22 protein-coding genes are annotated in these 23,776 nt (G+C 67.9%); 18 read left to right on the top strand and 4 right to left on the bottom strand.

The features are described 5' to 3' along the window. Window positions 1-33 precede the first annotated feature (33 nt). Complete coding sequence (locus C3Y15_RS03565) at window positions 34-2,334, bottom strand: NADP-dependent malic enzyme (RefSeq protein ID WP_011880749.1); 2,301 nt, start codon at window positions 2,332-2,334, stop codon at window positions 34-36. Window positions 2,335-2,469: 135 nt separating this feature from the next. Here C3Y15_RS03565 and C3Y15_RS03560 point away from each other — a divergent pair, with 135 nt between their 5' ends. From C3Y15_RS03560 to C3Y15_RS03530, 7 genes are all read left to right on the top strand, one after another. Continuing rightward, window positions 2,470-3,441: a LysR substrate-binding domain-containing protein gene (locus C3Y15_RS03560; RefSeq protein WP_069246426.1), complete on the top strand. Its 972-nt coding sequence runs from the start codon at window positions 2,470-2,472 to the stop codon at window positions 3,439-3,441. A 264-nt stretch (window positions 3,442-3,705) separates the two neighbouring features. Further along, on the top strand, window positions 3,706-4,659 hold the full coding sequence (locus C3Y15_RS03555) for a choline ABC transporter substrate-binding protein (protein ID WP_059669151.1): 954 nt from the start codon (window positions 3,706-3,708) through the stop codon (window positions 4,657-4,659). Window positions 4,660-4,722: 63 nt separating this feature from the next. After that, a complete protein-coding gene (locus tag C3Y15_RS03550; protein WP_060122702.1) occupies window positions 4,723-5,652 on the top strand; it encodes a 3-keto-5-aminohexanoate cleavage protein in 930 nt (309 codons plus the stop codon). A gap of 90 nt (window positions 5,653-5,742) precedes the next feature. Further along, window positions 5,743-6,708, top strand: coding sequence for an L-carnitine dehydrogenase (locus tag C3Y15_RS03545; RefSeq protein WP_059562064.1), 966 nt, complete (start codon window positions 5,743-5,745; stop codon window positions 6,706-6,708). Between the two features lie 6 nt (window positions 6,709-6,714). After that, a complete protein-coding gene (locus C3Y15_RS03540) occupies window positions 6,715-7,203 on the top strand; it encodes a thioesterase family protein (RefSeq protein WP_011880744.1) in 489 nt (162 codons plus the stop codon). A gap of 25 nt (window positions 7,204-7,228) precedes the next feature. Further along, window positions 7,229-8,185 carry an alpha/beta hydrolase gene (locus C3Y15_RS03535; protein ID WP_059460593.1) on the top strand — a complete coding sequence of 319 codons (957 nt, stop codon included), beginning with the start codon at window positions 7,229-7,231 and terminating at the stop codon, window positions 8,183-8,185. 22 nt (window positions 8,186-8,207) lie between these two features. After that, complete coding sequence (locus C3Y15_RS03530) at window positions 8,208-9,404, top strand: TauD/TfdA family dioxygenase (RefSeq protein WP_069246427.1); 1,197 nt, start codon at window positions 8,208-8,210, stop codon at window positions 9,402-9,404. A gap of 190 nt (window positions 9,405-9,594) precedes the next feature. Here C3Y15_RS03530 and C3Y15_RS03525 read toward each other — a convergent pair whose 3' ends face one another. Together C3Y15_RS03525 and C3Y15_RS03520 are read right to left on the bottom strand one after the other, a co-directional pair. Beyond that, window positions 9,595-9,897, bottom strand: a complete 303-nt coding sequence (locus C3Y15_RS03525) for a DUF4148 domain-containing protein (protein WP_069246428.1) — start codon at window positions 9,895-9,897, stop codon at window positions 9,595-9,597. A gap of 353 nt (window positions 9,898-10,250) precedes the next feature. Further along, on the bottom strand, window positions 10,251-10,541 hold the full coding sequence (locus C3Y15_RS03520) for a DUF3331 domain-containing protein (RefSeq protein ID WP_011880740.1): 291 nt from the start codon (window positions 10,539-10,541) through the stop codon (window positions 10,251-10,253). 663 nt (window positions 10,542-11,204) lie between these two features. Here C3Y15_RS03520 and C3Y15_RS03515 point away from each other — a divergent pair. The 9 genes from C3Y15_RS03515 to C3Y15_RS03475 all read left to right on the top strand — a co-directional run bounded on the left by C3Y15_RS03515 (window position 11,205) and on the right by C3Y15_RS03475 (window position 20,451). Beyond that, window positions 11,205-11,969 (top strand): SDR family oxidoreductase, encoded by a 765-nt coding sequence (locus C3Y15_RS03515; RefSeq protein WP_011880739.1) that lies wholly within the window; start codon window positions 11,205-11,207, stop codon window positions 11,967-11,969. A gap of 51 nt (window positions 11,970-12,020) precedes the next feature. Further along, window positions 12,021-12,863, top strand: a complete 843-nt coding sequence (locus C3Y15_RS03510; protein ID WP_011880738.1) for an ureidoglycolate lyase — start codon at window positions 12,021-12,023, stop codon at window positions 12,861-12,863. A gap of 23 nt (window positions 12,864-12,886) precedes the next feature. Further along, window positions 12,887-14,164, top strand: a complete 1,278-nt coding sequence (locus C3Y15_RS03505) for an L-fuconate dehydratase (protein WP_014723945.1) — start codon at window positions 12,887-12,889, stop codon at window positions 14,162-14,164. Window positions 14,165-14,247: 83 nt separating this feature from the next. Continuing rightward, a complete protein-coding gene (locus C3Y15_RS03500) occupies window positions 14,248-15,024 on the top strand; it encodes an SDR family oxidoreductase (RefSeq protein ID WP_011880736.1) in 777 nt (258 codons plus the stop codon). Between the two features lie 12 nt (window positions 15,025-15,036). Next, window positions 15,037-16,575 (top strand): sugar ABC transporter ATP-binding protein, encoded by a 1,539-nt coding sequence (locus tag C3Y15_RS03495; protein ID WP_014723944.1) that lies wholly within the window; start codon window positions 15,037-15,039, stop codon window positions 16,573-16,575. A 20-nt stretch (window positions 16,576-16,595) separates the two neighbouring features. Beyond that, on the top strand, window positions 16,596-17,633 hold the full coding sequence (locus tag C3Y15_RS03490; protein WP_011880734.1) for an ABC transporter permease: 1,038 nt from the start codon (window positions 16,596-16,598) through the stop codon (window positions 17,631-17,633). Between the two features lie 89 nt (window positions 17,634-17,722). Then, on the top strand, window positions 17,723-18,664 hold the full coding sequence (locus tag C3Y15_RS03485) for an ABC transporter substrate-binding protein (protein WP_011880733.1): 942 nt from the start codon (window positions 17,723-17,725) through the stop codon (window positions 18,662-18,664). A gap of 63 nt (window positions 18,665-18,727) precedes the next feature. Continuing rightward, complete coding sequence (locus C3Y15_RS03480) at window positions 18,728-19,618, top strand: amidohydrolase family protein (RefSeq protein WP_059734154.1); 891 nt, start codon at window positions 18,728-18,730, stop codon at window positions 19,616-19,618. 71 nt (window positions 19,619-19,689) lie between these two features. Next, complete coding sequence (locus C3Y15_RS03475; RefSeq protein WP_069246429.1) at window positions 19,690-20,451, top strand: FadR/GntR family transcriptional regulator; 762 nt, start codon at window positions 19,690-19,692, stop codon at window positions 20,449-20,451. A gap of 16 nt (window positions 20,452-20,467) precedes the next feature. Here C3Y15_RS03475 and C3Y15_RS03470 read toward each other — a convergent pair whose 3' ends face one another. Beyond that, window positions 20,468-21,709: an FAD-binding oxidoreductase gene (locus C3Y15_RS03470; RefSeq protein WP_014723941.1), complete on the bottom strand. Its 1,242-nt coding sequence runs from the start codon at window positions 21,707-21,709 to the stop codon at window positions 20,468-20,470. 392 nt (window positions 21,710-22,101) lie between these two features. On the opposite strand from C3Y15_RS03470, the gene C3Y15_RS03465 reads away from it, so the two are divergent. Then, on the top strand, window positions 22,102-23,274 hold the full coding sequence (locus C3Y15_RS03465) for an XRE family transcriptional regulator (protein WP_011880729.1): 1,173 nt from the start codon (window positions 22,102-22,104) through the stop codon (window positions 23,272-23,274). After that, complete coding sequence (locus tag C3Y15_RS03460; RefSeq protein WP_011880728.1) at window positions 23,271-23,768, top strand: PIN domain-containing protein; 498 nt, start codon at window positions 23,271-23,273, stop codon at window positions 23,766-23,768. Before C3Y15_RS03465 ends, C3Y15_RS03460 begins: the two co-directional genes overlap by 4 nt. The last annotated feature ends 8 nt before the right edge of the window (window positions 23,769-23,776 follow it).

Raw genomic sequence — 23,776 nt, 5'->3', positions numbered from 1 at the left:
GGGGCCGCCTCGGCCGCCCCTCGTCCGTGGTCGTTACGCCGCCGCGTTGCGATTCGCCTCGATCACCGTCAGCGCGGTCATGTTCACGATCCGCCGCACGGTCGCGCTCGACGTGAGGATGTTCACCGGCGCATTGACGCCGAGCAGGAACGGCCCGACCGCGACGTTGCTGCCCGCTTCGGTCTTGAGCAGGTTGTACGCGATGTTGCCGGCGTCGACGTTCGGGCACACGAGCAGGTTTGCCGCGCCCTTGAGCGGCGACATCGGCAGCAGCCGCAAGCGCAGCGACTCGTCGAGCGCGCAGTCGCCGTGCATCTCGCCGTCGGCCTGGATGTCCGGCGCCTGCGCGCGGATGATCTCCAGCGCGTTGCGCATCTTCGCGCCCGACGCCGCGCTCCCCGACCCGAAGTTCGAACGCGACAGCAGCGCGACCTTCGGCGTCAGGTTCAGCCATTCCATCTGGCGCGCCGCCGCGATCGTGAATTCGGCGATCTGCTCCGCATCGGGGTTGTCGTTGACGTGCGTATCGACGAGCGCGACGGTCCGCTGGTTCAGCAGCAGGATGTTCATCGCCGCGTAGGTCGACGCATCGGGCTTCCTGCCGATCACTTCGTCGACGAAGCGCAGGTGGTTGTGATATTCGCCGACGGTCCCGCAGATCATCCCGTCCGCATCGCCGAGCCGCACCATCATCGCGCCGATCAGCGTCAGGCGCCGGCGCATCTCGACGCGCGCCATCTCCTTCGAGATGCCGTCGCGGCAACGCAGTTCCCAATACGTCGTCCAGTACTGCGGGAAGCGCTCGTCGTATTCCGGATTGGTGACCTCGACGTCCTGGCCGAGCCGCAGGCGCAGCCCGAAGCGCTCGATGCGCGCGAGCAGCACCTCGGGGCGACCGACCAGGATCGGACGCGCGAGCTTCTCGTCGACGATCACCTGCACCGCGCGCAGCACGCGTTCGTCCTCGCCCTCGGTGAACACGATGCGCGCCTTGCCGCCGTCGCGCACCAGCTGGCGCGCGGCCGCGAACAGCGGCTTCATGAACGCGCCCGAGTGATAGACGAACTGCTGCAGCTGCTCGACGTACGCGTCGAGGTCGGCGAGCGGGCGCGTCGCGACGCCGCCTTCGATCGCGGCCTTCGCCACCGCCGGCGCGATACGGACGATCAGGCGCGGGTCGAACGGCTTCGGAATCAGGTATTGCGGGCCGAACGACACCTCGTCGCCGCCATAGGCCGCCGCGACGATGTCGCTCTGTTCTTCCTGCGCGAGACCGGCGATCGCGTGGACCGCGGCGATTTCCATTTCACGCGTGATCGTGGTCGCGCCCACGTCGAGTGCGCCGCGGAAGATGTACGGGAAGCACAGCACGTTGTTGACCTGGTTCGGGAAATCCGAGCGGCCGGTCGCGATCACGACGTCGTCGCGGGTCGCATGCGCGAGCTCCGGGAAGATCTCCGGCGTCGGATTCGCGAGCGCGAGGATCAGCGGGCGCGCGGCCATCGCGCTCAGCATCTCCGGCTTCAGCACGCCGCCGGCCGACAGGCCGAGGAAGATGTCGGCGCCGCCGATCACCTCGGCCAGCGTGCGCGCATCGGTTTCCTGCGCGAAGCGCTCCTTGGCCGGGTCCATCAGCGTGGTGCGGCCGCGGTAGACGACGCCTTCGATGTCGGTCGCCCACACGTTTTCGATCGGCAGCCCGAGGTCGACGAGCAGGTCGAGGCAGGCGAGCGCGGCCGCGCCGGCGCCCGAGGTCACGACCTTCACGTCCGAGATCGACTTGCCGACCACCTTCAGCCCGTTGATGAACGCGGCCGCGACGGTGATCGCGGTGCCGTGCTGGTCGTCGTGGAACACGGGGATCTTCATGCGCTCGCGCAGCTTGCGCTCGACGGTGAAGCACTCGGGCGCCTTGATGTCCTCGAGGTTGATCCCGCCGAAGGTCGGCTCGAGGCCGGCGATGATGTCGACCAGCTTGTCCGGGTCGGTCTCGTTGATCTCGATGTCGAACACGTCGATCCCGGCGAACTTCTTGAACAGCACGGCCTTGCCTTCCATCACCGGCTTCGACGCGAGCGCGCCGATGTTGCCCAGACCCAGCACCGCCGTGCCGTTGGTGATCACGCCCACCAGATTGCCGCGGCTCGTGAAGCGATGCGCGTTCAGCGGTTCGGCGGCGATCGACTCGCAGACGCTCGCGACGCCCGGCGTGTAAGCCAGCGCCAGATCGCGCTGCGTCACGAGCGGCTTGCTGGCGACGACCGAGATCTTCCCCGGCGTCGGAAACTCGTGATAGTCGTACGCGGCTTGCTGCTGAGTCTCTGTCTGTTTCATGTTTTGGGTCCGGGCAGGTGCGTCAGGCCAGTCCCGACGCGATCGATGACGGCCATTCTAGGGATCGGCCATAAGGAGATGATTCTGTTTTAATATCGGGCCATCACTTTTTCCTGATGGTGCGGCGGTCCCAAGGTGACATTCGACGCAAACGACGTGGTCCGGCGCCTCGGTGCGCGGCTGAAGATGCGGCATCTGATGCTGTTGCTGCAGATCCAGCAGCACGGCTCGCTGACGCGCGTGGCGGAGCACATGGCCAGCAGCCAGCCGGCCGTGACCAACGCGCTGTCCGAGCTGGAGAGCATGTTCGGCAAGCCGCTGTTCGAGCGCTCGTCGCGCGGGATGCGGCCGACCGCGCTCGGCGCGGTCGTGCTGGAGCGCGCGAAGGCGATGCTGAAGGACCTCGAGCATCTGGCCCGCGAAATGGAGGCGGTGGCGGCCGGCCATGCGGCCCACCTGCACATCGGCGTGATCCCGTTCATTTCGGGCCAGATGCTGTCCGCGGCGCTCAAGCGGCTGCAGGCGGGGATGGAGCGGCGTCTGACCGTGACGATCCACGAGGGCACCAGCGACCAGTTGCTGCTGCAGCTGAAGGATCACAGCGTCGATCTGGTGATCGGCCGCGCGTCGTCGGCGATCGATCTCGGGCAGGTGTCGTTCGAAGTGCTGTATCAGCAGCAGCCGCGGATGATCGCGAGCCGGCGTCTCGCCGCGAAGCTGGCCCGCATGCCGCTCGACTGGGAGAAGCTGCGCGCGCTCGACTGGATTCTCGGCGCGCCGCACACGCCGATGCGCGAGCAGGTGACCGACCTGTTCCTGTCGGCCGGCATCGCGCCGCCGGTGCCGATCGTCGAGAGCTACTCGTCGAAGCTGATCGGCGAAATGATCGCGTCGAGCGACGATGCGGTGTCGATCGTGCCGGCCGATATCGCCGAGGAAATGGTGCGCATCGCGGGCGTCGCGATCGTGCCTTACTCGCTGGTCTGGACGCTGCCGCCGATCGCGCTGTTCACGCGCGCGGCCGAACCGCATGCGCCGACGCGCGATCTGCTGGTCGACGCGCTGCGCGCCATCTGCCGCGAAACCTACGTCGACGTACGGCGCTGACGCGTCGCCGTTGCGGCGCCTCCGCGTCACCGTCCCGACGCCGCATCCGGACAACCGCCCGCCCGCCGCGATCGCCGTAAAACCCCCGCCGCACAAGCCGCTGCGCGCGCGTAGTGGTTTCCACTCATAGTCGCAAACAGTCAAGAACAGGTCGCCGGCGGTCGCCTTGCGGGCAATATGGCCCGTTACTTTTACTCCCACGATGCAGGCCGGGACGCACTTCCGCGAACCCGTCGGACATCGGTCCAACCGGGAGAGAAGACCATGAAGTCGACAAAGATCGCCGCGTTCGCCGCGGCCGTGCTGGCGACCGGCGCATGCGCGACTGCCGCGCAGGCCGAGACGGAGGCGGCGAGCTGCCGCAACGTCCGCTTCGCCGACATCGGCTGGACCGACATCACGTCCACCACGGCGCTCGCGTCGACGGTGTTCGAAGGGCTCGGCTACAAGCCCACGACGACGATCGCGTCGGTGCCGATCTCGTTCGCCGGCCTGAAGAGCAAGCAGCTCGACGTGTCGCTCGGCTACTGGTGGCCGGTGCAGCAGAAGCAGCTGCAGCCGTTCCTCGACAGCAAGTCGATCAACGTGGTCGAGCCGCCGAACCTGTCGGGCGCGAAGGCGACGCTCGCGGTGCCGAGCTACGAATACCAGGCCGGCCTGAAGACCTTCGACGACATCGCCAAGCATCGCGCGGAGCTCGACGGCAAGATCTACGGGATCGAGCCGGGCAGCAGCGCGAACGCGACGATCCAGAAGATGATCGACACGAACCAGTACGGCCTCGGCGGCTTCAAGCTGGTCGAGTCGAGCGAAGCCGGGATGCTGGTGACGGTCGAGCGTGCGATCCGCGACAAGAAGTGGGTCGTGTTCCTCGGCTGGGAGCCGCATCCGATGAACATCCAGATCGGCATGAACTATCTGGCCGGCGGCGACGCGGCGTTCGGCCCGAACTACGGCGAAGCGCGCGTGTACACGCTGACCGCCTCCGACTTCATCTCGCGCTGCCCGAACGCCGGCAAGCTGGTCGAGAACCTGCGCTTCACGACGCAGCTGGAGAACCAGCTGATGCAGTCGGTGATGAACAAGACCAAGCCGGCCGACGCGGCGAAGGCCTACCTGAAGAAGAACCCGCAGGTGCTCGATGCGTGGCTCGCCGGCGTCAAGACGTTCGACGGCAAGGACGGGCTGCCGGCGGTGAAAGCCTATCTCGGCCTGTGACGCAGCGTCCGCTGCAAGAGCAAAACTGAACGACACGAACCGAATCAAGCGAGGGTAAGCGGCATGAACAATGAAGTCATCATCACCTGTGCGGTCACCGGTGCGGGCGATACGGTCGGCAAGCATCCGGCGATTCCGGTCACGCCGAAGCAGATCGCGGCCGCCGCGATCGAAGCGGCGAAGGCCGGCGCGACCGTCGCGCACTGCCACGTGCGCGATCCGCACACGGGCCGCGGCAGCCGCGACCCGCACCTGTACCGCGAGGTGGTCGACCGGATCCGCTCGGCCGACGTCGACGTGATCATCAACCTGACGGCCGGCATGGGCGGCGATCTGGAGATCGGCGCCGGCGAAGATCCGATGCGCTTCGGCCAGGGCACCGACCTCGTCGGCGGCCTCACGCGCCTCGTGCACGTGGAGGAGCTGCTGCCCGAGATCTGCACGCTCGACTGCGGCACGCTCAATTTCGGCGACGGCGACTACATCTACGTGTCGACGCCCGCGCAGCTGCGCGCCGGCGCGCGGCGCATCCAGGAGCTCGGCGTGAAGCCGGAGCTGGAGATCTTCGATACGGGCCATCTGTGGTTCGCGAAGCAGCTGCTGAAGGAAGGGCTGCTCGACGATCCGCCGCTGTTCCAGCTGTGCCTCGGCATCCCGTGGGGCGCGCCAGCCGACACCGGCACGATGAAGGCGATGGTCGACAATCTGCCGCCCGGCGCGCACTGGGCCGGCTTCGGCATCGGCCGCATGCAGATGCCGATGGTCGCGCAGGCGATGCTGCTCGGCGGCCACGTGCGGGTCGGCCTCGAAGACAACATCTGGCTCGATCGCGGCGTCCATGCGACCAACGGCACGCTGGTCGAGCGCGCGCGCGAAATCGTCGAACGCCTCGGCGGGCGCGTGCTGACGCCGGCCGAAGGGCGTCGCAAGCTCGGCCTGCCGGCGCGCGGCGAGCGCGCGCTCGAGCGCCGCCCGATCACCGAATTCGCCTGAGCGCCGGTTCAGCAGTTCAGCGATTCATTGCGGCGGCGCGCAGCTGCGCGCGCGCCGTCCGATTTTCCTCGCTTCGAAGGATGCATTGACATGGCAGTGAAGACCGACATCAGGACGTTCGCCGCGATCGGCACCGGCGTGATCGGCAGCGGATGGATTTGCCGTGCGCTCGCGCACGGTCTCGACGTGGTCGTGTGGGACCCGGCGCCGGGCGCGCCGGAGCGGCTGCGCGCGAGCGTCGCGAACGCATGGCCCGCGCTGGAGCGCGTCGGCCTCGCGCCGGGCGCGGACCCGGCGCGGCTGCGTTTCGCAGCGACGATCGCGGAGTGCGTCGCCGACGCGGACTTCATCCAGGAAAGCGCGCCCGAGCGCGAAGCGCTGAAGCTCGAACTGCACGAGCAGATCAGCCGCGCGGCGAAGCCGGACGCGATCATCGCGTCGTCGACGTCCGGGCTGCTGCCGACCGACTTCTATGCGCGGGCCACCCATCCGGAGCGCTGCGTGGTCGGCCATCCGTTCAATCCGGTCTATCTGCTGCCGCTCGTCGAGGTGCTCGGCGGCGAGCGCACGTCGCCGGAGGCCGTCGAAGCGGCGATGACGATCTATCGCACGCTCGGCATGCGGCCGCTGCACGTGCGCAAGGAGGTGCCGGGCTTCATCGCGGACCGGCTGCTCGAGGCGTTGTGGCGCGAGGCGTTGCATCTCGTCGACGAAGGCGTCGCGACGACCGGCGAGATCGACGACGCGATCCGCTTCGGCGCGGGCATCCGCTGGTCGTTCATGGGCACGTTCCTGACCTACACGTTGGCGGGCGGCGACGCGGGCATGCGACACTTCATGCAGCAGTTCGGCCCCGCGCTCGAACTGCCGTGGACGAAGCTGGTCGCGCCGCAGCTGACCGATGCGCTGATCGACCGCGTCGTCGACGGCACCCGCGAACAGCAGGGCACGCGCAGCATCAAGGAGCTCGAGCGCTATCGCGACGAGTGCATCACCGAGGTGCTCGACGCGATCGCGACGGTGAAGGCGCGGTATGGGATGCGATTCGAGGATTGAACCAACATGACCGGCGATACTCCGCTGACGATTTACCACGACGTCGTGCGGCCCGAGTGGGTCGACTACAACGGCCATCTGCGCGATGCGTTCTATCTGCTGATCTTCAGCTTCGCGACCGACGCGCTGCTGGACCGGATCGGCCTCGACGACGCCGCGCGCCGCGAGCGCGGCCGCTCGGTCTACACGCTCGAAGCGCACGTCAACTATCTGCAGGAAATCAAGGAGGGTGCGCGCGTGCGCGTCGACGTGCGCGTGCTCGCGCACGATGCGAAGCGGCTGCATCTGTATCTCGAACTGTTCGCCGACGGGTACGACGCCGCGGTGGCGGCGAGCGAGCAGATGCTGCTGCACGTCGCGACGCGCGGCGGCGCGAAATCGGCGCCGTTCGACGACGACGTGGCCGCGCGCGTGGCCGGCTTGCACGCGTTGCAGCTCGATTGCGCGGCGCCCGCCTACGCGGGGCGCGTGATCGGCCTGCCGCCGCGCCGCTGACGCGGCGAACGACGGCGCGCACGCGATGCTCGAAGCGCAAATCGCAGCGTTCGTCGCCGCGGTCGACGCCGCGTATCCGGCCGGCACGGCCGCGCGCTCGCCGGCCGAGCAACGCCGCATCTACGATCGCTTCGCGGCCGCGTGGACGCCCGCCGAACTGCCGCCGGGCATCGTGCGGCACGACGCCTTATGGCGCGCGCCGCACGGGCCCGCGATCGCGCTGCGGCGCTACGCGCCGGCGCACGGCGCACCGCGCGGCACCGTGTTGTTTTTCCATGGCGGCGGCTTCGTCGTCGGCTCGCTCGACAGCCATGCGCTGATCACCGCGCAGCTCGCGGCCGACACCGGGCTCGCGGTGATCGCCGTCGCTTACCGGCTCGCGCCCGAGCATCGCGCGCCGGCCGCGCTCGAGGATTGCCTGGCCGTCACGCGCGCCGCGCGCGATGCGGCGCACTGGCCGTTCGGCCCGTGCGCGCGGCCGCTGACGCTCGCGGGCGACAGCGCGGGCGGCAATCTCGCGGCGGCCGTCGCGACCGCGCTGCGCGACGCCGGCGAAGCGGGCCTCGACGGCATCGCGCTCGCGTACCCGCTGCTCGGCATCGAGCCGCAGGCACCGGCGCGCGACACCGAAGCGCATGCGCCGATGCTCACGCTCGACGACGTTCGTCGCTATCGCGCGCTGTACTGGGCGCAGGCCGACGCAGCCGCACTGAGCGCCGATCCGCTGCTGCGCGCGTCGGTGCCGCTCGCGGCGTCGCGCTTCGACGGGCTGCCGCCGGTGCTCGCGATCGGCGCGCAGCACGATCCGCTGCGTGACGATGCGCGCGTCTACGTCGAACGGATCGTCGCGGCCGGCGGCGTGGCGCGTTACTGGATGGGGGAAGGGCTGGTGCACGGCTGCTGGCGCGCGCTCGGAACGAGCCCGCAGGCGGCGCAGATGCACCGGATGATCGGCGGGTTTCTGCTCGCACCACACGCGTAGCGGGCGTTTCCGGGAGGCAACGATGCAGGCAGCGCAACACCGTATCGAGGACTGGCGGACCTTTTCCGCCGACGCGACGATCGCCGCGGCGACGCTCGGCGACGCCGCGGTGGAGGTCGAGTGGAGCGACGCGCGCCGTTCGCCGTTCCACTTCGACTGGCTGCGCGACAACTGCGCGTGCGCCGCGTGCGTGCATGCGCTGACGCGCGAGCAGGTGTTCGAGATCGCCGATGCGCGCGCCGATCTGTCCGCGCGCGTCGTGCACGTCGACCGCGACGGCGCGCTGCACGTCGAATGGAACGACGGGCATCGCAGCGCGTGGTCGCCCGGTTGGTTGCGCACACATGCATATGACGACGCATCGCGCGCCGAACGCCACGCGGCGCACGGGCCGCACGTATGGCTCGGCGACGATGCCGCGGCGCTCGGCGTGTTCGCGTGGCGCGATCTGATGGACGACGACGGCGCGTTGCACGCATGGCTCGGCGCATTGCAGCGCACCGGCCTGACGCTCGTCGAGGGCGTGCCGGCCGAGCGCGGGCGGGTCGCCGACGTCGCGCGGCGCGTCGGCCTGATCCGCGAGAGCAATTTCGGCGTGCTGTTCGACGTCGAATCGAAGCCGCGGCCGGACAGCAATGCATACACGTCGCTGAACCTGCCGCCGCATACCGATCTGCCGACCCGCGAGTTGCAGCCGGGCGTGCAGTTCCTGCATTGCCTCGCCAACGACGCGACGGGCGGCGACAGCGTGTTCATCGACGGCTTCGCGCTCGCCGACGCACTGCGACGCGAACGTCCGGCCGATTTCGAGCGCCTCGTGTCGACGCCGTTCGAGTTCTGGAACAAGAGCGCGCACGGCGACTATCGCTGCTCCGCGCCCGTGATCGGGCTCGATGCGCGCGGCAACGTCAGCGAGGTGCGCGTCGCGAACTTCCTGCGCGGGCCGCTCGATGCGCCGGCCGATGCGGTCGCCGCCGTCTATCGCGCGTACCGGCGCTTCCTCGTGCTGGCGCGCGAGCCGCGGTTTCGCGTGCAGCGCCGGCTGCGCGCGGGCGACATGTGGGCGTTCGACAACCGCCGCGTGCTGCATGCGCGCACCGAGTTCGATCCGGCGACCGGTCGCCGGCATCTGCAAGGGTGTTACGTCGATCGTGACGAATTGCTGTCGCGCTGGCGCGTGTTGTCGCGAACGCTGGGCGCCGTGGCCGCGCCGCGTTGACGGCGCACGGCTTGGCCGCATCTACCTCGGCGGGGAAAAAGCGCCCGGACGCGGTGCGTCCGGGCGAAGCCACCCGTTGCCGGGCGGCGGAGGTATGCGTATCGCAAAACAAGACGAGCCCGCTTGACGGGCTCGTCCGGGTACTGCTTCAGCGCGCCAGGCGCTGTGCGCCCGCCGAGGGCGCGTCGGCTTACTGGCCGAAGAAAACCGAGTCGCGGGCGTTCGACGACGTTGCCGCCGCCGGGGCGCCCGAATGGACGACCGGCGCCGGCTGCGCGCCGTAACCGCTGGCGTCCGCACCGTGCACGCGCGCTTCGGCGGCCTGGATGTCGGTCGGGTAATACGGGCTCGCGAGGCCCGGCTTGTAGCCGGCCTTTTCGAGCTGAACCAGTTCGTTGCGCACTTGCGCACGCGTCACGCTGCTTTGAGCGAACGCGCCGAACGAAGCGGACAGCGCAACAGCGGCAACGACTGCGGAAACGAGCGATTTCATGATGACCTCCGGTGTTTTATTTGATTCGCTTGCGACACCATGTCTGCAGCGATTGGGTTGAATCTTAGTCACCGGGTCGTTCAGGGTAAACGCTGATTTTGACGATAGATTGTTTCCTGATGAGTAACAGTGCGGCGCCGATCCAGCCTTTCATCGTGCTTTCGTTTCCGCCTGTGCAATGAGTCGCAGCGCGCCGCGACGTCACGTCGGCCGACTCGGCTGCATGCCGGCGCGACGCCCGTGCGTGCGGATACCCACGGCGTGCGCGTCGGATGACACAGGCAGCAGAGACGGGGAATCGGCGCGCCGCTTGCGCGTCGCGCAGCCGCCGACGTGGCGGCGCCGTCGCGCGCTTAGCGGTTGCCGGCCAGCGCGAGCACTTCGGCCGCGGAGATCATCGCGGCCGCGTTGGCGGGCGCCGGGCGCTCGGCCGGGCGGAACACTTCGTCGCCGCGCTGGATCACCTGGCGCGACAGCGCGCAGGTGCCGGTGCGTTGCGCGAAGCGGCGGCGCCAGCGCTGTTCGCCGTAATGGCAGCGGCCGGGTTCGACCCAGCGAACCACCAGCAGCGTATCGGAACGTTCGAGAATTTCGACGTGGACGTCGGCGGGATCAAGCGCAGGCATGGATTGGGGTGCCTTCATTTTGCCGTTTCCTAAAGCGCAGTGCGGTTTCGTCGATGGCAGTGGATGTCACTACCCGAGCGCGAATCCGTAGCGGTTTCCATGAGTGGTGCGCTAAATGTAAGCGTCTGTGACGGGAAAAAACATCCTGTTTGGCTCAAATTACCTTTTGCCGATTTAGAAACAATGAGGGCGCGTTTTCGGGTAAAACGCCCACGACAAAAGCGCCCCGGACTTAAACGTCCGGGGCGCGAAATCGGCCCGCGCCAACGTGCCCGCTCGCCCGGGCACGTCGGACCCCGCGGGGGACGGAGATGCCCGCCGCACTTGGCGGCGGACGCTGCGGTGGACCGGTAGGGCGCGGCCGACGACGCCATGATCCCGTGCGCGCCCGGTTGCCAGCCTGACGCGAACATGACTTTTTTGTCAGTTTCGTGCCGGCCGCACTCGCGGCGCGCGCGCGCCAATCGGCGCGAGCCGCATGCCTATTGGCGTTGCGGGCAATCGCGCGGCGCGGCGAAGGCTCGTTTCCCGACTTCTCCGCTGTTTGGCGACCGATTTTGTCGCTCGGGAAAACACTGAATCCCACGTTCGTGACAAATCCGGATTCTCTTCCTAAGATTGGTTGGACCTTTGGTCCTTTGTGCCAATCGGCCGGCTCGACCGGCTCTCCCGGAGGGGCTCATGAGATTGCAGGGCAAGCGTGCGCTGGTGACGGCGGCTGGACAGGGCATCGGCCGCGCGACCGCGCTGCGGTTCGCAAGCGAGGGCGCCGACGTGCTGGCGACCGACATCAACGACACCGCGCTCGAGCAGCTCGCGGCCGATGCGCAACGTGCGGGCGGCCGGCTGTCCACGCGCCGGCTCGACGTGACCGCTGCGGCCGACGTGGCGGCGCTGGCAGCGCGGGAACGCGCGTTCGACGTGCTGTTCAACTGCGCGGGCTTCGTGCATCACGGCTCGATCCTCGACTGCGACGAGCGCGCGTGGGCGTTTTCGTTCGATCTGAACGTCACGTCGATGTACCGGCTGATCCGCGCGCTGCTGCCGGCGATGCTGGAGGCGGGCGGCGCGTCGATCGTCAACATGGCGTCCGCCGCGTCGAGCGTGAAGGGCGTGCCGAACCGTTTCGTCTACGGCACGACCAAGGCGGCCGTGATCGGCCTCACCAAGTCGGTCGCCGCCGATTTCGTCGAACGGCGCATTCGCTGCAACGCGATCTGCCCCGGCACGATCGCGTCGCCGTCGCTCGAACAGCGCATCGCCGAGCAGGCGCGCGCACGCGAGGTGTCGACCGACAGCGTGCGCGCGGCCTTCGTCGCGCGCCAGCCGATGGGCCGCATCGGCACCGCCGACGAAGTGGCCGCGCTCGCCGCGTATCTCGCGTCCGACGAAGCGTCGTTCACCACCGGCACGATTCACGTGATCGACGGCGGCTGGTCGAACTGACCGCGGCGGCCGCCCGCACCTTTCCATCCACTTCCGTTTCGCTGGGACGACATGAAACTGCTGAGATTTGGCGACAAACACCACGAGAAACCGGGGCTGCTCGATGCGCAGCGCAGGATCCGCGACCTGTCGGGCGTGATCGACGACGTCGCCGGCGACGCGCTCACGCCCGCGTCGCTCGCGCGGCTGCGCGAGCTCGATCCTGCGTCGCTGCCGCTCGTCGACGGCACGCCGCGGCTGGGCGCCTGTGTCGGCCGGGTCGGCAAGTTCATCTGCATCGGCCTGAACTATTCGGATCACGCGGCCGAGTCCGGCATGGAGGTGCCGAAGGAGCCCGTCGTGTTCGGCAAATGGACCAGCGCGATCTGCGGGCCGAACGACGACGTCGAGATTCCGCGCGGCTCCGAGAAGACCGACTGGGAAGTCGAGCTCGGCGTGGTGATCGGCCGGCCCGGCCGCTATATCGACGAAGCCGATGCGCTGTCGCACGTCGCCGGCTACTGCGTGGTGAACGACGTGTCGGAGCGCGAGTACCAGCTCGAACGCGGCGGCACGTGGGACAAGGGCAAGGGCAACGACACGTTCGGCCCGCTCGGCCCGTGGCTCGTCACGGCCGACGAAGTGCCGGACCCGCACGCGCTGCGCTTGTGGCTCGAGGTGGACGGCCACCGCTATCAGAACGGCTCGACCGCGACGATGGTGTTCCGCGTGCCGTTCCTGATCAGCTATCTGAGCCGCTTCATGAGCCTGCAGCCGGGCGACGTGATCTCGACCGGCACGCCGCCGGGCGTCGGCCTCGGGCAGAAGCCGCCCGTCTATCTGCGCGCCGGGCAGGTCATCACGCTCGGCATCGACGGGCTCGGCGAGCAGCGCCAGCGTACCGTGCAGGCCTGAAACCCTTTAACGGAGCGTTCGCCATGCCTGTCATTCGATCGATGCGCGTCCTCGACGTGCGCTTTCCGACCTCGCGCGAGCTCGACGGCTCCGATGCGATGAATCCGGACCCCGACTACTCGGCCGCCTACGTCGTGCTCGAAACCGACCGCGACGGGCTCGCGGGCCATGGGCTCACGTTCACGATCGGGCGCGGCAACGAGATCTGCTGTGCGGCGATCGAGGCGATGCGTCACCTCGTCGTCGGCCTCGATCTCGACTGGATCCACGAGGACATGGGCCGCTTCTGGCGGCACCTGACGTCGGACAGCCAGTTGCGCTGGATCGGCCCCGACAAGGGCGCGATCCATCTGGCGACGGGCGCCGTCGTCAATGCGGTGTGGGACCTGTGGGCGAAGGCGGTGGGCAAGCCGTTGTGGCGGCTGGTGGCCGACATGAGCCCGGAAGAGATCGTGCGCGCGATCGACTTTCGCTACCTGACCGACTGCCTCACGCTGGACGAGGCGCTCGACCTGTTGCGCCGCCAGGCGCCGGGCAAGGCCGCGCGGATCGCGGCGCTCGAGCGTGACGGCTACCCGTGCTACACGACCTCGGCCGGCTGGCTCGGCTACGGCGACGACAAGCTGCGGCGCCTGTGCCGCGAGGCGGTCGACGCCGGTTTCGACTACGTGAAGCTGAAGGTCGGCGCGAACCTCGACGACGACATCCGCCGCGTGTCGATCGCGCGCGACGTGATCGGCCCGGCGCGCAAGCTGATGATTGACGCGAACCAGGTGTGGGAAGTCGGCGAGGCGATCGACTGGGTGCGCGAGCTGGCGTTCGCGAAGCCGTGGTTCATCGAGGAGCCGACGAGCCCCGACGACGTCGAAGGGCATCGCAAGATCCGCGACGCGATCGCGCCCGTGCAGGTCGCGACCGGCGAGATGTGCCAGAACCGCGTGCTGTTCAAGCAGTTCATCGCGCGCGGCGCGATCGACGTCGTGCAGATCGACGCGTGCCGGCTCGGCGGCGTCAACGAGATTCTCGCGGTGATGCTGCTGGCCGCGAAATACGGGCTGCCGGTGTGTCCGCACGCGGGCGGCGTCGGGCTGTGCGAATACGTGCAGCATCTGTCGATGATCGACTACGTGTGCATCTCGGGCACGAAGGAAGGGCGCGTGGCCGAATACGTCGATCACCTGCACGAGCATTTCGTCGAGCCGTGCATCGTGCGCGGCGCGGCCTACATGCCGCCGACCGCGCCCGGCTTCTCGATCGAGATGAAGCCCGACTCGCTGGAGCAGTACCGGTTCCGCGGCTGACGCAGGGTGCAGGCGGCGCGGCGTCGCACGACGTCGCGCGACGAGATGGACGATACGAACGACACGAACGACGGAGACGCGAAGTGGATCTGGATCTGCAGGACAAGGTCGTGATCGTGACCGGCGGCGCATCGGGCATCGGCGCGGCGATCACGTTGCGGCTGGCCGACGAAGGCGCGATTCCGGTGGTGTTCGCGCGCCACGCCCCGGACGACGGCTTTTTGCGTGCGGTCGAACGGAAGCAGCCGCGCGCCGTGTGCGTGCGCGTCGAGCTGCAGGACGACGCGCAGTGCCGCGACGGCGTCGCGCAGACCGTCGCGCGCTTCGGCCGCATCGACGGGCTCGTCAACAACGCGGGCGTCAACGACGGCGTGGGGCTCGACGCCGGGCGCGACGCGTTCGTCGCGTCGCTCGAGCGCAACCTGATCCACTACTACGCGATGGCGCATCACTGCGTGCCGCACCTGAAGGCGACGCGCGGCGCGATCGTCAACATCTCGTCGAAGACGGCCGTCACCGGGCAGGGCAACACGAGCGGCTATTGCGCGTCGAAGGGCGCGCAGCTCGCGCTGACGCGCGAATGGGCCGTCGCGCTGCGCGACGACGGCGTGCGCGTCAACGCGGTGATTCCGGCCGAGGTGATGACGCCGTTGTACCGCAACTGGATCGCCGGCTTCGACGATCCGGACGCGAAGCTCGCCGCAATCGCCGCCAGGGTGCCGCTCGGCAAGCGCTTCACGACGGCGGAAGAGATCGCCGATACCACCGTGTTCCTGCTGTCGGCGCGCGCGTCGCACACGACCGGCCAGTGGCTGTTCGTCGACGGCGGTTACACGCATCTCGATCGTGCGATCGACTGACGGCGGCAACCGATGCGAGCAGACCCGAACCCTAACGACGCGCCGCCGCTGATCGCGTTGAGCGGCGTCAGCAAGCGCTTTCCCGGCGTGCTCGCGCTCGACGACTGCCGCTTCGACCTGCGCGCCGGCGAAGTGCATGCGCTGATGGGCGAGAACGGCGCGGGCAAATCGACGCTGATGAAGATCCTCGCCGGCGTGTATCAGAAGGACGGCGGCGAGATCCGGATCGACGGCCGCGCGGTGGAGATCGCCGAGCCGCGCGCGGCGCAGGCGCTCGGCATCGGCATCATCCATCAGGAGCTGAACCTGATGAACCACCTGAGCGTCGCGCAGAACATCTTCATCGGCCGGGAGCCGCGCGGCCGCTTCGGCGTGTTCATCGACGAGGACCGGCTCAACCGCGACGCGGCCGCGATCTTCGCGCGGATGCGGCTCGCTCTCGATCCGCGCACGCCGGTCGGCCGGCTGACGGTCGCGAAGCAGCAGATGGTCGAGATCGCGAAGGCGCTGTCGTTCGACTCGCGCGTGCTGATCATGGACGAGCCGACCGCCGCGCTGAACAACGCGGAAATCGCCGAGCTGTTCCGCATCATCGGCGACCTGCGGGCGCACGGCGTCGGCATCGTCTACATCTCGCACAAGATGGACGAGCTGCGCCAGATCGCCGATCGCGTGACGGTGATGCGCGACGGCAAATGGGTGGCGACCGTGCCGATGGCCGATACGTCGATGGACGCGATCATCGCGATGATGGTCGGCCGCCAGCTCGATACGCAGCCGCGCACGCCGCCCGATACGTCCGCGAACGACGTGGCGCTCGAAGTGCGCGGGCTGTCGCGCGGCCGCGCGATCCGCGACGTCGGCTTCACGTTGCGGCGCGGCGAGATTCTCGGCTTCGCGGGGCTGATGGGCGCGGGCCGCACCGAGGTCGCGCGCGCGGTGTTCGGCGCGGACCCGGTCGACGCGGGCGAGATTCGCGTGCACGGCAAGCCGGTGACGATCCGCACGCCGGCCGATGCGGTCGCGCACGGGATCGGCTACCTGTCGGAGGACCGCAAGCATTTCGGGCTCGCGCTCGGCATGGACGTGCAGAACAACATCGCGCTGTCGAGCATGCCGCGCTTCGTGCATCGCGGCATGTTCGTCGACGCGCGCGCGCTGCGCGCCGCCGCGCACGCGTACGTGCGGCAGCTCGCGATCCGCACGCCGTCGGTCGCGCAGCCGGTGCGGCTGCTGTCCGGCGGCAACCAGCAGAAGATCGTGATCGCGAAGTGGTTGCTGCGCGATTGCGACATCCTGTTCTTCGACGAGCCGACGCGCGGCATCGACGTCGGCGCGAAAAGCGAGATCTACAAGCTGCTCGACGCGCTCGCCGCGGACGGCAAGGCGATCGTGATGATCTCGTCGGAGCTGCCCGAGGTGCTGCACATGAGCCACCGGATTCTCGTGATGTGCGAAGGGCGCGTGACCGGCGAGCTGCGCGCGGCCGACGCCACGCAGGAAAAGATCATGCAGCTCGCGACGCAGCGCGAGTCGACCGTGTTGTCCTGATTCAGGTGTCCACTCCGATCATGTCCAACGATACGCATCCCGTTCCGCCCCTCGCGTCCGCCGACACGCCGGCCGGCGCCGCGAACCTGAAGTCGCGCCTGTTCAACCCGGCCGCGCGGCAGAAGCTGCTCGCGTTCGCGAGCCTCGTGTTGCTGATCGTGTTCTTCGGTTTCGCGTCGCCGAACTTCCTCGAGGTCGACAACCTCGTCGCGATTCTGCAGGCCACGGCCGTCAACGGCGTGCTCGCTGTCGCGTGCACGTACGTGATCATCACGTCGGGCATCGACCTGTCGGTCGGCACGCTGATGACGTTCTGCGCGGTGATGGCCGGCGTCGTGCTGACCAACTGGGGAATGCCGCTGCCGCTCGGCATCGTCGCCGCACTGGGCTGCGGTGCGCTGTCGGGTTGCGTGTCGGGCTTCGTGATCGCGAAGATGAAGGTGCCGCCGTTCATCGCGACGCTCGGCATGATGATGCTGCTCAAGGGGCTGTCGCTCGTGATCTCCGGCACGCGGCCGATCTACTTCAACGACACGCCCGGCTTCACGTCGATCGCGCAGGACTCGCTGATCGGCAGCGTGATCCCCGCGCTGCCGATTCCGAACGCGGTGCTGATCCTGTTCGTCGTCGCGATTGGCGCGTCGATCGTGCTGAACCGCACGCTGTTCGGCCGCTACACGTTCGCGCTCGGCAGCAACGAGGAAGCGCTGCGGCTGTCGGGCGTGAACGTCGATGCGTGGAAGATCGCCGTCTACACGTTCGGCGGCGCCGTGTGCGGAATCGCCGGGCTGCTGATCGCGTCGCGGCTGAACTCCGCGCAGCCCGCGCTCGGCCAGGGCTACGAGCTCGATGCGATCGCGGCGGTCGTGATCGGCGGCACGTCGCTGTCGGGCGGCTCGGGCAGCATCGTCGGCACCATCATCGGCGCGTTCATCATGAGCGTGCTGACCAACGGGCTGCGCATCATGTCCGTCGCGCAGGAGTGGCAGACGGTCGTCACGGGCGTGATCATCATCCTCGCCGTCTACGTGGACATCCTGCGCCGGCGCCGCCGCTGATGCACGAAAGAACGCAGAAACGCAAACCCGCATGCGCTTCATCGCCGGCCGGGCCGGCATTTCAGTCGATACAACCAAGGAGACGCGAAGTGATCAGGAGCAAGGTGTTGAACGCGATCGCCGGGCTGACGTTCGCCGTCGGCGTGACGGCCGGCGCGCATGCGCAGGAAGCCTATATCCCGCTGATCTCGAAGGGCTTCCAGCATCAGTTCTGGCAGGCCGTGAAAGCCGGCGCGATGCAGGCGGCGAAGGACTACAAGGTGAAGGTCACGTTCGAAGGCCCCGAGACCGAGGCGATGGTCGACAAGCAGATCGACATGCTGTCCGCGGCGATCGCGAAGAAGCCGGCCGCGGTCGGCTTCGCGGCGCTCGACAGCAAGGCCGCGCTGCCGCTGCTGAAGAAGGCGCAGGCCGAGAAGATTCCGGTGATCGCGTTCGACTCGGGCGTCGACAGCGACATTCCGGTGACCACCGCCGCGACCAACAACAAGGCGGCCGCCGCGCTCGCGGCCGACAAGCTCGCCGCGCTGATCGGCGACGAAGGCGAGGTCGCCGTGGTCGCGCACGACCAGACGAGCCGCACCGGCATCGACCGCCGCGACGGCTTTCTCGAACGGATGAAGGCCGCGCATCCGAAGGTGCAGGTGGTGACCGTGCAATACGGCGAAGGCGACCAGCTGAAGTCCACCGAGGTCACGAAGTCGATCCTGCAGGCGTATCCGAAGCTCAAGGGTCTGTTCGGCACCAATGAGGGCTCGGCGATCGGCGTGGTCAACGGCGTGCGCGAGATGAAGCGCAAGGTCGTGATCATCGGCTACGATTCGGGCAAGCAGCAGAAGGACGCGATCCGCAGCGGGCTGATGGCCGGCGCGATCACGCAGAACCCGGTCGGGATCGGCTACAAGACGGTCGAAGCCGCGGTGAAGGCGATCAAGGGCGAAAAGCTGCCGAAGGTCATCGACACCGGCTTCTACTGGTACGACAAGACCAACATCGACGACCCGAAGATCACGGCGGTGCTGTACGACTGAGCGTCATGCGGCGCGCGGCGATGCTGCGCGCGGCGACGACGCGAGGTGAAGCACGAGGACACCATGAGCGCAGTGCGTATCGATTCCCATCAGCACTTCTGGCGTTATCGCGCGGCCGACTATCCGTGGATCGGCCCGGCAATGGACGCGCTCGCCCGCGACTACCTGCCCGCTGCGCTGTGGCCGCAGATGCACGCGCATGCGCTCGCTGCGTCGATCGCGGTGCAGGCGCGCGCCGGGCGCGACGAGACGGCGTTCCTGCTCGAGCTCGCGCGCGACGACGCGCGAATCGCGGCGGTGGTCGGCTGGGAGGATCTCGCGGCGCCGGAGCTGGCCGAGCGCGTCGCCGCGTGGCGCAGCCCAAAGCTGCGCGGCTTTCGCCATCAGCTGCAGGACGAAGCCGACGTCGCGGCGTTCGTCGGGCAGCCCGCGTTCAATCGCGGCGTCGCGTGGCTTCAACAGCATGGCTACGTATACGACGTGCTGGTGTTCGAGCGCCAGTTGCGCGACCTGCGCGCGTTCTGCGCGCGGCACGACGCGCACTGGCTCGTGCTCGATCATGCCGGCAAGCCGGCGCTCGCCGAATTCGAGCGCGACGCGACGGCGTTCGCGCGCTGGCGTGCCGAATTGCGCGAGCTGGCCGCGCTGCCGCACGTCGTGTGCAAGCTGTCGGGGCTCGTGACCGAGGCGGACTGGCGGCGCGGCCTGTGCGCGCCGGACCTGCGCCACATCGAGCAATGCCTCGATGCGGCGCTCGACGCGTTCGGCCCGCAGCGGCTGATGTTCGGATCGGACTGGCCCGTGTGCTTGCTCGCGGCGTCGTATGACGAAGTGGCGTCGCTGGTCGAGCGCTGGGCCGCCGCGCGGCTGTCTCCGGCCGAGCGCGACGCGCTGTGGGGCGGCACGGCCGCGCGCTGCTATGCGGTGCCGGGCGATGCGATGGCCGGCATATAGAATAGGCGCGCACGGCCCGGCGCTCGATGCGTCGGACCGTTCGCAAAACAACCGCTCATCCGTATCGAAGTATGTCCATCCAGCCGATTCAGAACCGCCGCCTGTACCAGCAGATCGCCGACAAGCTCAGTGCGATGATCGAGTCCGGCGATTTCCCGCCGGGCAGCTACCTGCCGCCCGAGCGCGAACTGGCCGAGCGGTTCGGCGTGTCGCGCACGTCGGTGCGCGAGGCGCTGATCGCGCTCGAGGTCAACGGGCTCGTCAGCGTGCGCGTCGGCGACGGCGTGAAGGTGCGCCAGCGCGAGGCCGCTGCCGCGCCGCAGCCGCTTGCCGCCGCGAAGGTCGCGCCGTTCTCGATCGTCGAGATCGATCCGGAGCTCGGCATCGCGCTCGACCTCGACACCGAGATCCCGCCGTTCGCGCTGTTGCAGGCGCGCCGCCTGATCGAGCCGGAGGCGGCGGCGCTCGCCGCGCAGCACGGCTCGGACGCGCAGATCGAGGGGATTCGCGACGCGTTCCTGCGCAACCAGGAAGACAACCGGAGCGGGTCGCTCACGCATCCGGGCGATCGCCTGTTTCATATCCGGATCGCGGAGGCGAGCGACAACGCCGCTTATGCGCTGATGATCAAGCAGTTGCTCGCGCACAAATACGATCCGATGTTCCAGCGGCTGCAGTCGCTCTACATGCCGAACGACATGCCGCACCGGTCGGAGCTGGAGCACCGCGCGATCCTCGACGCGATTCGCGCGCGCGACCCGGCGGCCGCGCGTCGCGCGATGGCCGAGCATCTGGACGAAGTGATCGAGATCTTCGGCCGCGCGCTCGACTGAGCGCAGGCCGCCGGCGTCAGAAGCGCTCGGCGCGGTAGGGCGTCGGATCGGTGAACGGCGTTTCGCCGGTCATCATCTCGGCCAGCAAGCGGCCGGACACGGGGCCGAGCGTGAGCCCGTGATGGTTGTGCCCGAACGAGAACCACAGCCCGCGATGCGCGGGCGCGGGGCCGATCACCGGCCGCATGTCGGGCGTGCACGGGCGAAAGCCGAGCCACGGCTGCGGATCGAGCCGCTCGCCGAAGCCGAACACCGGACGCGCGATGCGTTCCGCGCGATCGAGCTGCACGCCGGTCGGCGGCAGGCCGCGGCGCGCGATTTCGACGCCCGTGGTGAGCCGCAAGCCGCGCCGCATCGGTGCGATCACGTAGCCGTATTCTCGATCGACGATCGGCGCCGACGGCGTGCCGCGCTCCGATGGCGCGTAGTGCATGTGATAGCCGCGCTTCTCGCGCAGCGGGATCTTGTAGCCGAACTTGCCGAACACCGTATCGGACCACGGGCCGAGCGCGACGACCATCGCCGGCGCGGCGATCTTGCCCTGGTCGGTCATGACCTGCCAGCCGGGCGACAGCGCGTCGACGCTCGCGGCATCGCCGGTGAGCAGCGTGCCGCCGCCTTGCACGAACAGCTGCGCATAGCTTTTGACGAGCGCGGACGGATCGACGACGCTTTTCGGATCGAGCCAGTGCAGTGCGCCGCAGAAGCCGGCCGCGAGGCTCGGTTCCTTGGCGCGCAGTGCTGCGGCGTCGAGCGGCTTGATGCCGAGCCCGTGGCGGCGCGCGGTGAGGCCCGCATCGGCGACGGCGCGCTCGAACGCGGAAGGCGTGCGGAACGCTTCCATCCAGCCGCTCGCGCGCACGAGCTCGCCTGCGCCGGCGCGCGCGATCAGCGCGTCGTGCTCGGCGATGCAGCGCTCGATCAGCGGCAGCATGTCGCGCGACGCGGCCGCGTGGCGCAGCGGCGCCGATTCCCACCAGAAGCGCGCGAGCCACGGCGCGAACGCCGGTAGCGACGCGCTGTGCCAGTAGAGATCGGTCGAGCGGTTCAGCGCGTAGCGCATCAGCGTGAACGGGCTGCGCGGAAACGGATACGGCTCGATCGACGAGCGCTCGATCAGCCCCGCGTTGCCGAAGCTCGTGCCTTCGCCGGGCGCGGCGCGGTCGACGAGTGCGACCTTGCGGCCGCGATCCTGCAGGTGCAGCGCGGCGCTGACGCCGACGATGCCGGCGCCTAGAACGATTACGTCGAAGTCCATTCGGTAGTGGTGGTGGCGGTTGAAGTCGCTGATCGGCCAACTTGGCGGACGAGGCCGGATGCCGGATAACGCATCGGCATGTGGCTGCTCGTTAGCATACCCGCTCTGCCGTTCGCTTCGCAAAGCCTGGATGTGGTCTGCCGGGCGCGTCGTCAAGATCGGCGACATTTCCTGCGCAGCTCTCGAGCAAAGGATCGGCCGGAATCAGGCGGTTGCGATCTTGCGTCGGCGCGGTAACCCCATGAATTAGAATGAATTCGACGTACTGGTGAGGGCGATGTTGCGGCGCGCGCCCGGAGCGAATTGCGTAGCATGTGCGTGGCGAGTGACGCATCTATCTATCATGTGCCGATGGTGGATGGTGGCCCTTTTGAATCGATAGAGAAACTGGGATGAAACGAGAACCCGTTGAAGGCGTGCAGGCCGAGGTGTTGCGCTGGGCAAGAGAGACGGTCGGACTGTCGCTCGACGAGGTGGCGATCATGCTGCGCGTCCCCGCTGCCGAGGTTGCCGACTGGGAGGCCGGCGCCGGGGCGCCGACCTACGCTCAACTCGAGAAGCTCGCGTATCAAGTTTTCAAGAGGCCGCTCGCCGTCTTCTTTCTTCCGGCTCCGCCCGACGAGAAAGTACCCCAGAGCGAATTTCGGACGCTCCCGGAAGCCGACATGCGATCGCTTGCACGCGACACGTATCTGCAGATCCGGCAGGCTCAGGCATTTCAGCTCTCGCTCGGGGAGGTGTTCGGCGGGCGCAACCCGGCAGCCCGGATGATCTGGAAGTCGTCGTCGCTGTCACTATCGGAGCCCGTATCCAGGCAGGCCGCCAGGGTTCGCGATGCGCTCGGTATCACGCTAGATGAACAAGCGTCGTGGCGCAATGATGAACTCGCTCTCAAGCAATGGCGCAAGGCCGTTGAGGAAGCGGGTATTTTTGTTTTCAAGTCGGCATTCAGGCAGCGTGAAATCTCGGGCTTTTGCTTGATGGACGACGCATTTCCGATCATCTATCTGAACAACAGTACGACCAAGACGCGTCAAATATTCAGCCTCATGCATGAATTGGCGCACTTGCTCCTGAACATGAATGGCCTGAGCAAGCTCGATTCCGGTTATATCGATGCGCTTCCCCAAGCCGAAAGGAAAATCGAGCGATTCTGCAATGCCATCGCGGCGGAGATACTGATTCCGCACGCCGTATTCGACCGTCTTGCGGCAACGCTTCCTGCCAATGTCGAGTCTGTGTCCGAGGAAGCGTTTGCCGAACTGGCCGGCTATTTCGGCGTGAGCCGCGAGGCCGTGCTGCGGCGCTTGCTGGATCAGGGACGAGTCAGTCCGGCTTTCTACAGGAGCAAGGCTGCGATGTGGTCGGCGCAGCGCAGAGATACGGCCGGCGGTAGCTACTATGCGAACCAGGGTGCATATCTGAGCGATCGATTCGCGCGGGAAGTCGTCGGTCGCCACTACCGGCACCAGATCACGCTCGAGCAGGCGGCGGATTTTCTCGGTATCAAGCCGAAAAGCTTCGCCGGATTTGAAGAGCATGTTCTTCATGGGGCCGGTGCATGATCTATGTCTTCGATACCAGCTCCATTCGATCATTGCAGCATTTCTATCCGCGCGTGTTCCGCAGTATCTGGGATGGTATCGAGAAACTCGTAAGCCAGCGGCGCTTGATTTCGACGAGAGAAGTGTTGAACGAAATCGAACGACAGGCCGTGAGCGCTGATGTGTCGGCGTGGGTGAAAGGCAACCGATCCGTATTCACGACGCCGACCGTGGACGAACTCCGATTCGTCGCAGCGATTTTGCGCATCAAGCACTTTCAGGCATTGATCGGGCAGCAGCAACGTCTCAAGGGCACGCCGGTCGCCGATCCGTTCGTCATAGCGTGCGCCAGGGTGCGCCGGGGAACGGTCGTGACCGAAGAGGGGTGGCAGCGTGCGGGCGCCGGCTTGGTGCCGAAGCCGCACGCCGCGAAGATTCCCAACGTATGCGCCCATTTCGAGATTCCGTGTATCGATCTCGAGGAGTTCATGCACCAGCAGGATTGGCAGTTCTGATCTGCCGG

The organism is Burkholderia sp. B10 (assembly GCF_004368385.1).
GTDB lineage: Bacteria > Pseudomonadota > Gammaproteobacteria > Burkholderiales > Burkholderiaceae > Burkholderia > Burkholderia vietnamiensis.
The sequence above is the reverse complement of the archived record's forward strand: the minus strand, read 5'-3'. Positions and strand labels throughout refer to the sequence as shown.

Bases quoted from the DNA above. Each gene is read 5' to 3' on its own strand.
- C3Y15_RS03565 (WP_011880749.1), bottom strand. From the start codon at position 2,334: ATGAAACAGACAGAGACTCAGCAGCAAGCCGCGTACGACTATCACGAG.
- C3Y15_RS03555 (WP_059669151.1), top strand. From the start codon at position 3,706: ATGAAGTCGACAAAGATCGCCGCGTTCGCCGCGGCCGTGCTGGCGACC.
- C3Y15_RS03550 (WP_060122702.1), top strand. From the start codon at position 4,723: ATGAACAATGAAGTCATCATCACCTGTGCGGTCACCGGTGCGGGCGAT.
- C3Y15_RS03545 (WP_059562064.1), top strand. From the start codon at position 5,743: ATGGCAGTGAAGACCGACATCAGGACGTTCGCCGCGATCGGCACCGGC.
- C3Y15_RS03540 (WP_011880744.1), top strand. From the start codon at position 6,715: ATGACCGGCGATACTCCGCTGACGATTTACCACGACGTCGTGCGGCCC.
- C3Y15_RS03535 (WP_059460593.1), top strand. From the start codon at position 7,229: ATGCTCGAAGCGCAAATCGCAGCGTTCGTCGCCGCGGTCGACGCCGCG.
- C3Y15_RS03530 (WP_069246427.1), top strand. From the start codon at position 8,208: ATGCAGGCAGCGCAACACCGTATCGAGGACTGGCGGACCTTTTCCGCC.
- C3Y15_RS03525 (WP_069246428.1), bottom strand. From the start codon at position 9,897: ATGAAATCGCTCGTTTCCGCAGTCGTTGCCGCTGTTGCGCTGTCCGCT.
- C3Y15_RS03520 (WP_011880740.1), bottom strand. From the start codon at position 10,541: ATGAAGGCACCCCAATCCATGCCTGCGCTTGATCCCGCCGACGTCCAC.
- C3Y15_RS03515 (WP_011880739.1), top strand. From the start codon at position 11,205: ATGAGATTGCAGGGCAAGCGTGCGCTGGTGACGGCGGCTGGACAGGGC.
- C3Y15_RS03510 (WP_011880738.1), top strand. From the start codon at position 12,021: ATGAAACTGCTGAGATTTGGCGACAAACACCACGAGAAACCGGGGCTG.
- C3Y15_RS03505 (WP_014723945.1), top strand. From the start codon at position 12,887: ATGCCTGTCATTCGATCGATGCGCGTCCTCGACGTGCGCTTTCCGACC.
- C3Y15_RS03495 (WP_014723944.1), top strand. From the start codon at position 15,037: ATGCGAGCAGACCCGAACCCTAACGACGCGCCGCCGCTGATCGCGTTG.
- C3Y15_RS03490 (WP_011880734.1), top strand. From the start codon at position 16,596: ATGTCCAACGATACGCATCCCGTTCCGCCCCTCGCGTCCGCCGACACG.
- C3Y15_RS03480 (WP_059734154.1), top strand. From the start codon at position 18,728: ATGAGCGCAGTGCGTATCGATTCCCATCAGCACTTCTGGCGTTATCGC.
- C3Y15_RS03475 (WP_069246429.1), top strand. From the start codon at position 19,690: ATGTCCATCCAGCCGATTCAGAACCGCCGCCTGTACCAGCAGATCGCC.
- C3Y15_RS03470 (WP_014723941.1), bottom strand. From the start codon at position 21,709: ATGGACTTCGACGTAATCGTTCTAGGCGCCGGCATCGTCGGCGTCAGC.
- C3Y15_RS03465 (WP_011880729.1), top strand. From the start codon at position 22,102: ATGAAACGAGAACCCGTTGAAGGCGTGCAGGCCGAGGTGTTGCGCTGG.
- C3Y15_RS03460 (WP_011880728.1), top strand. From the start codon at position 23,271: ATGATCTATGTCTTCGATACCAGCTCCATTCGATCATTGCAGCATTTC.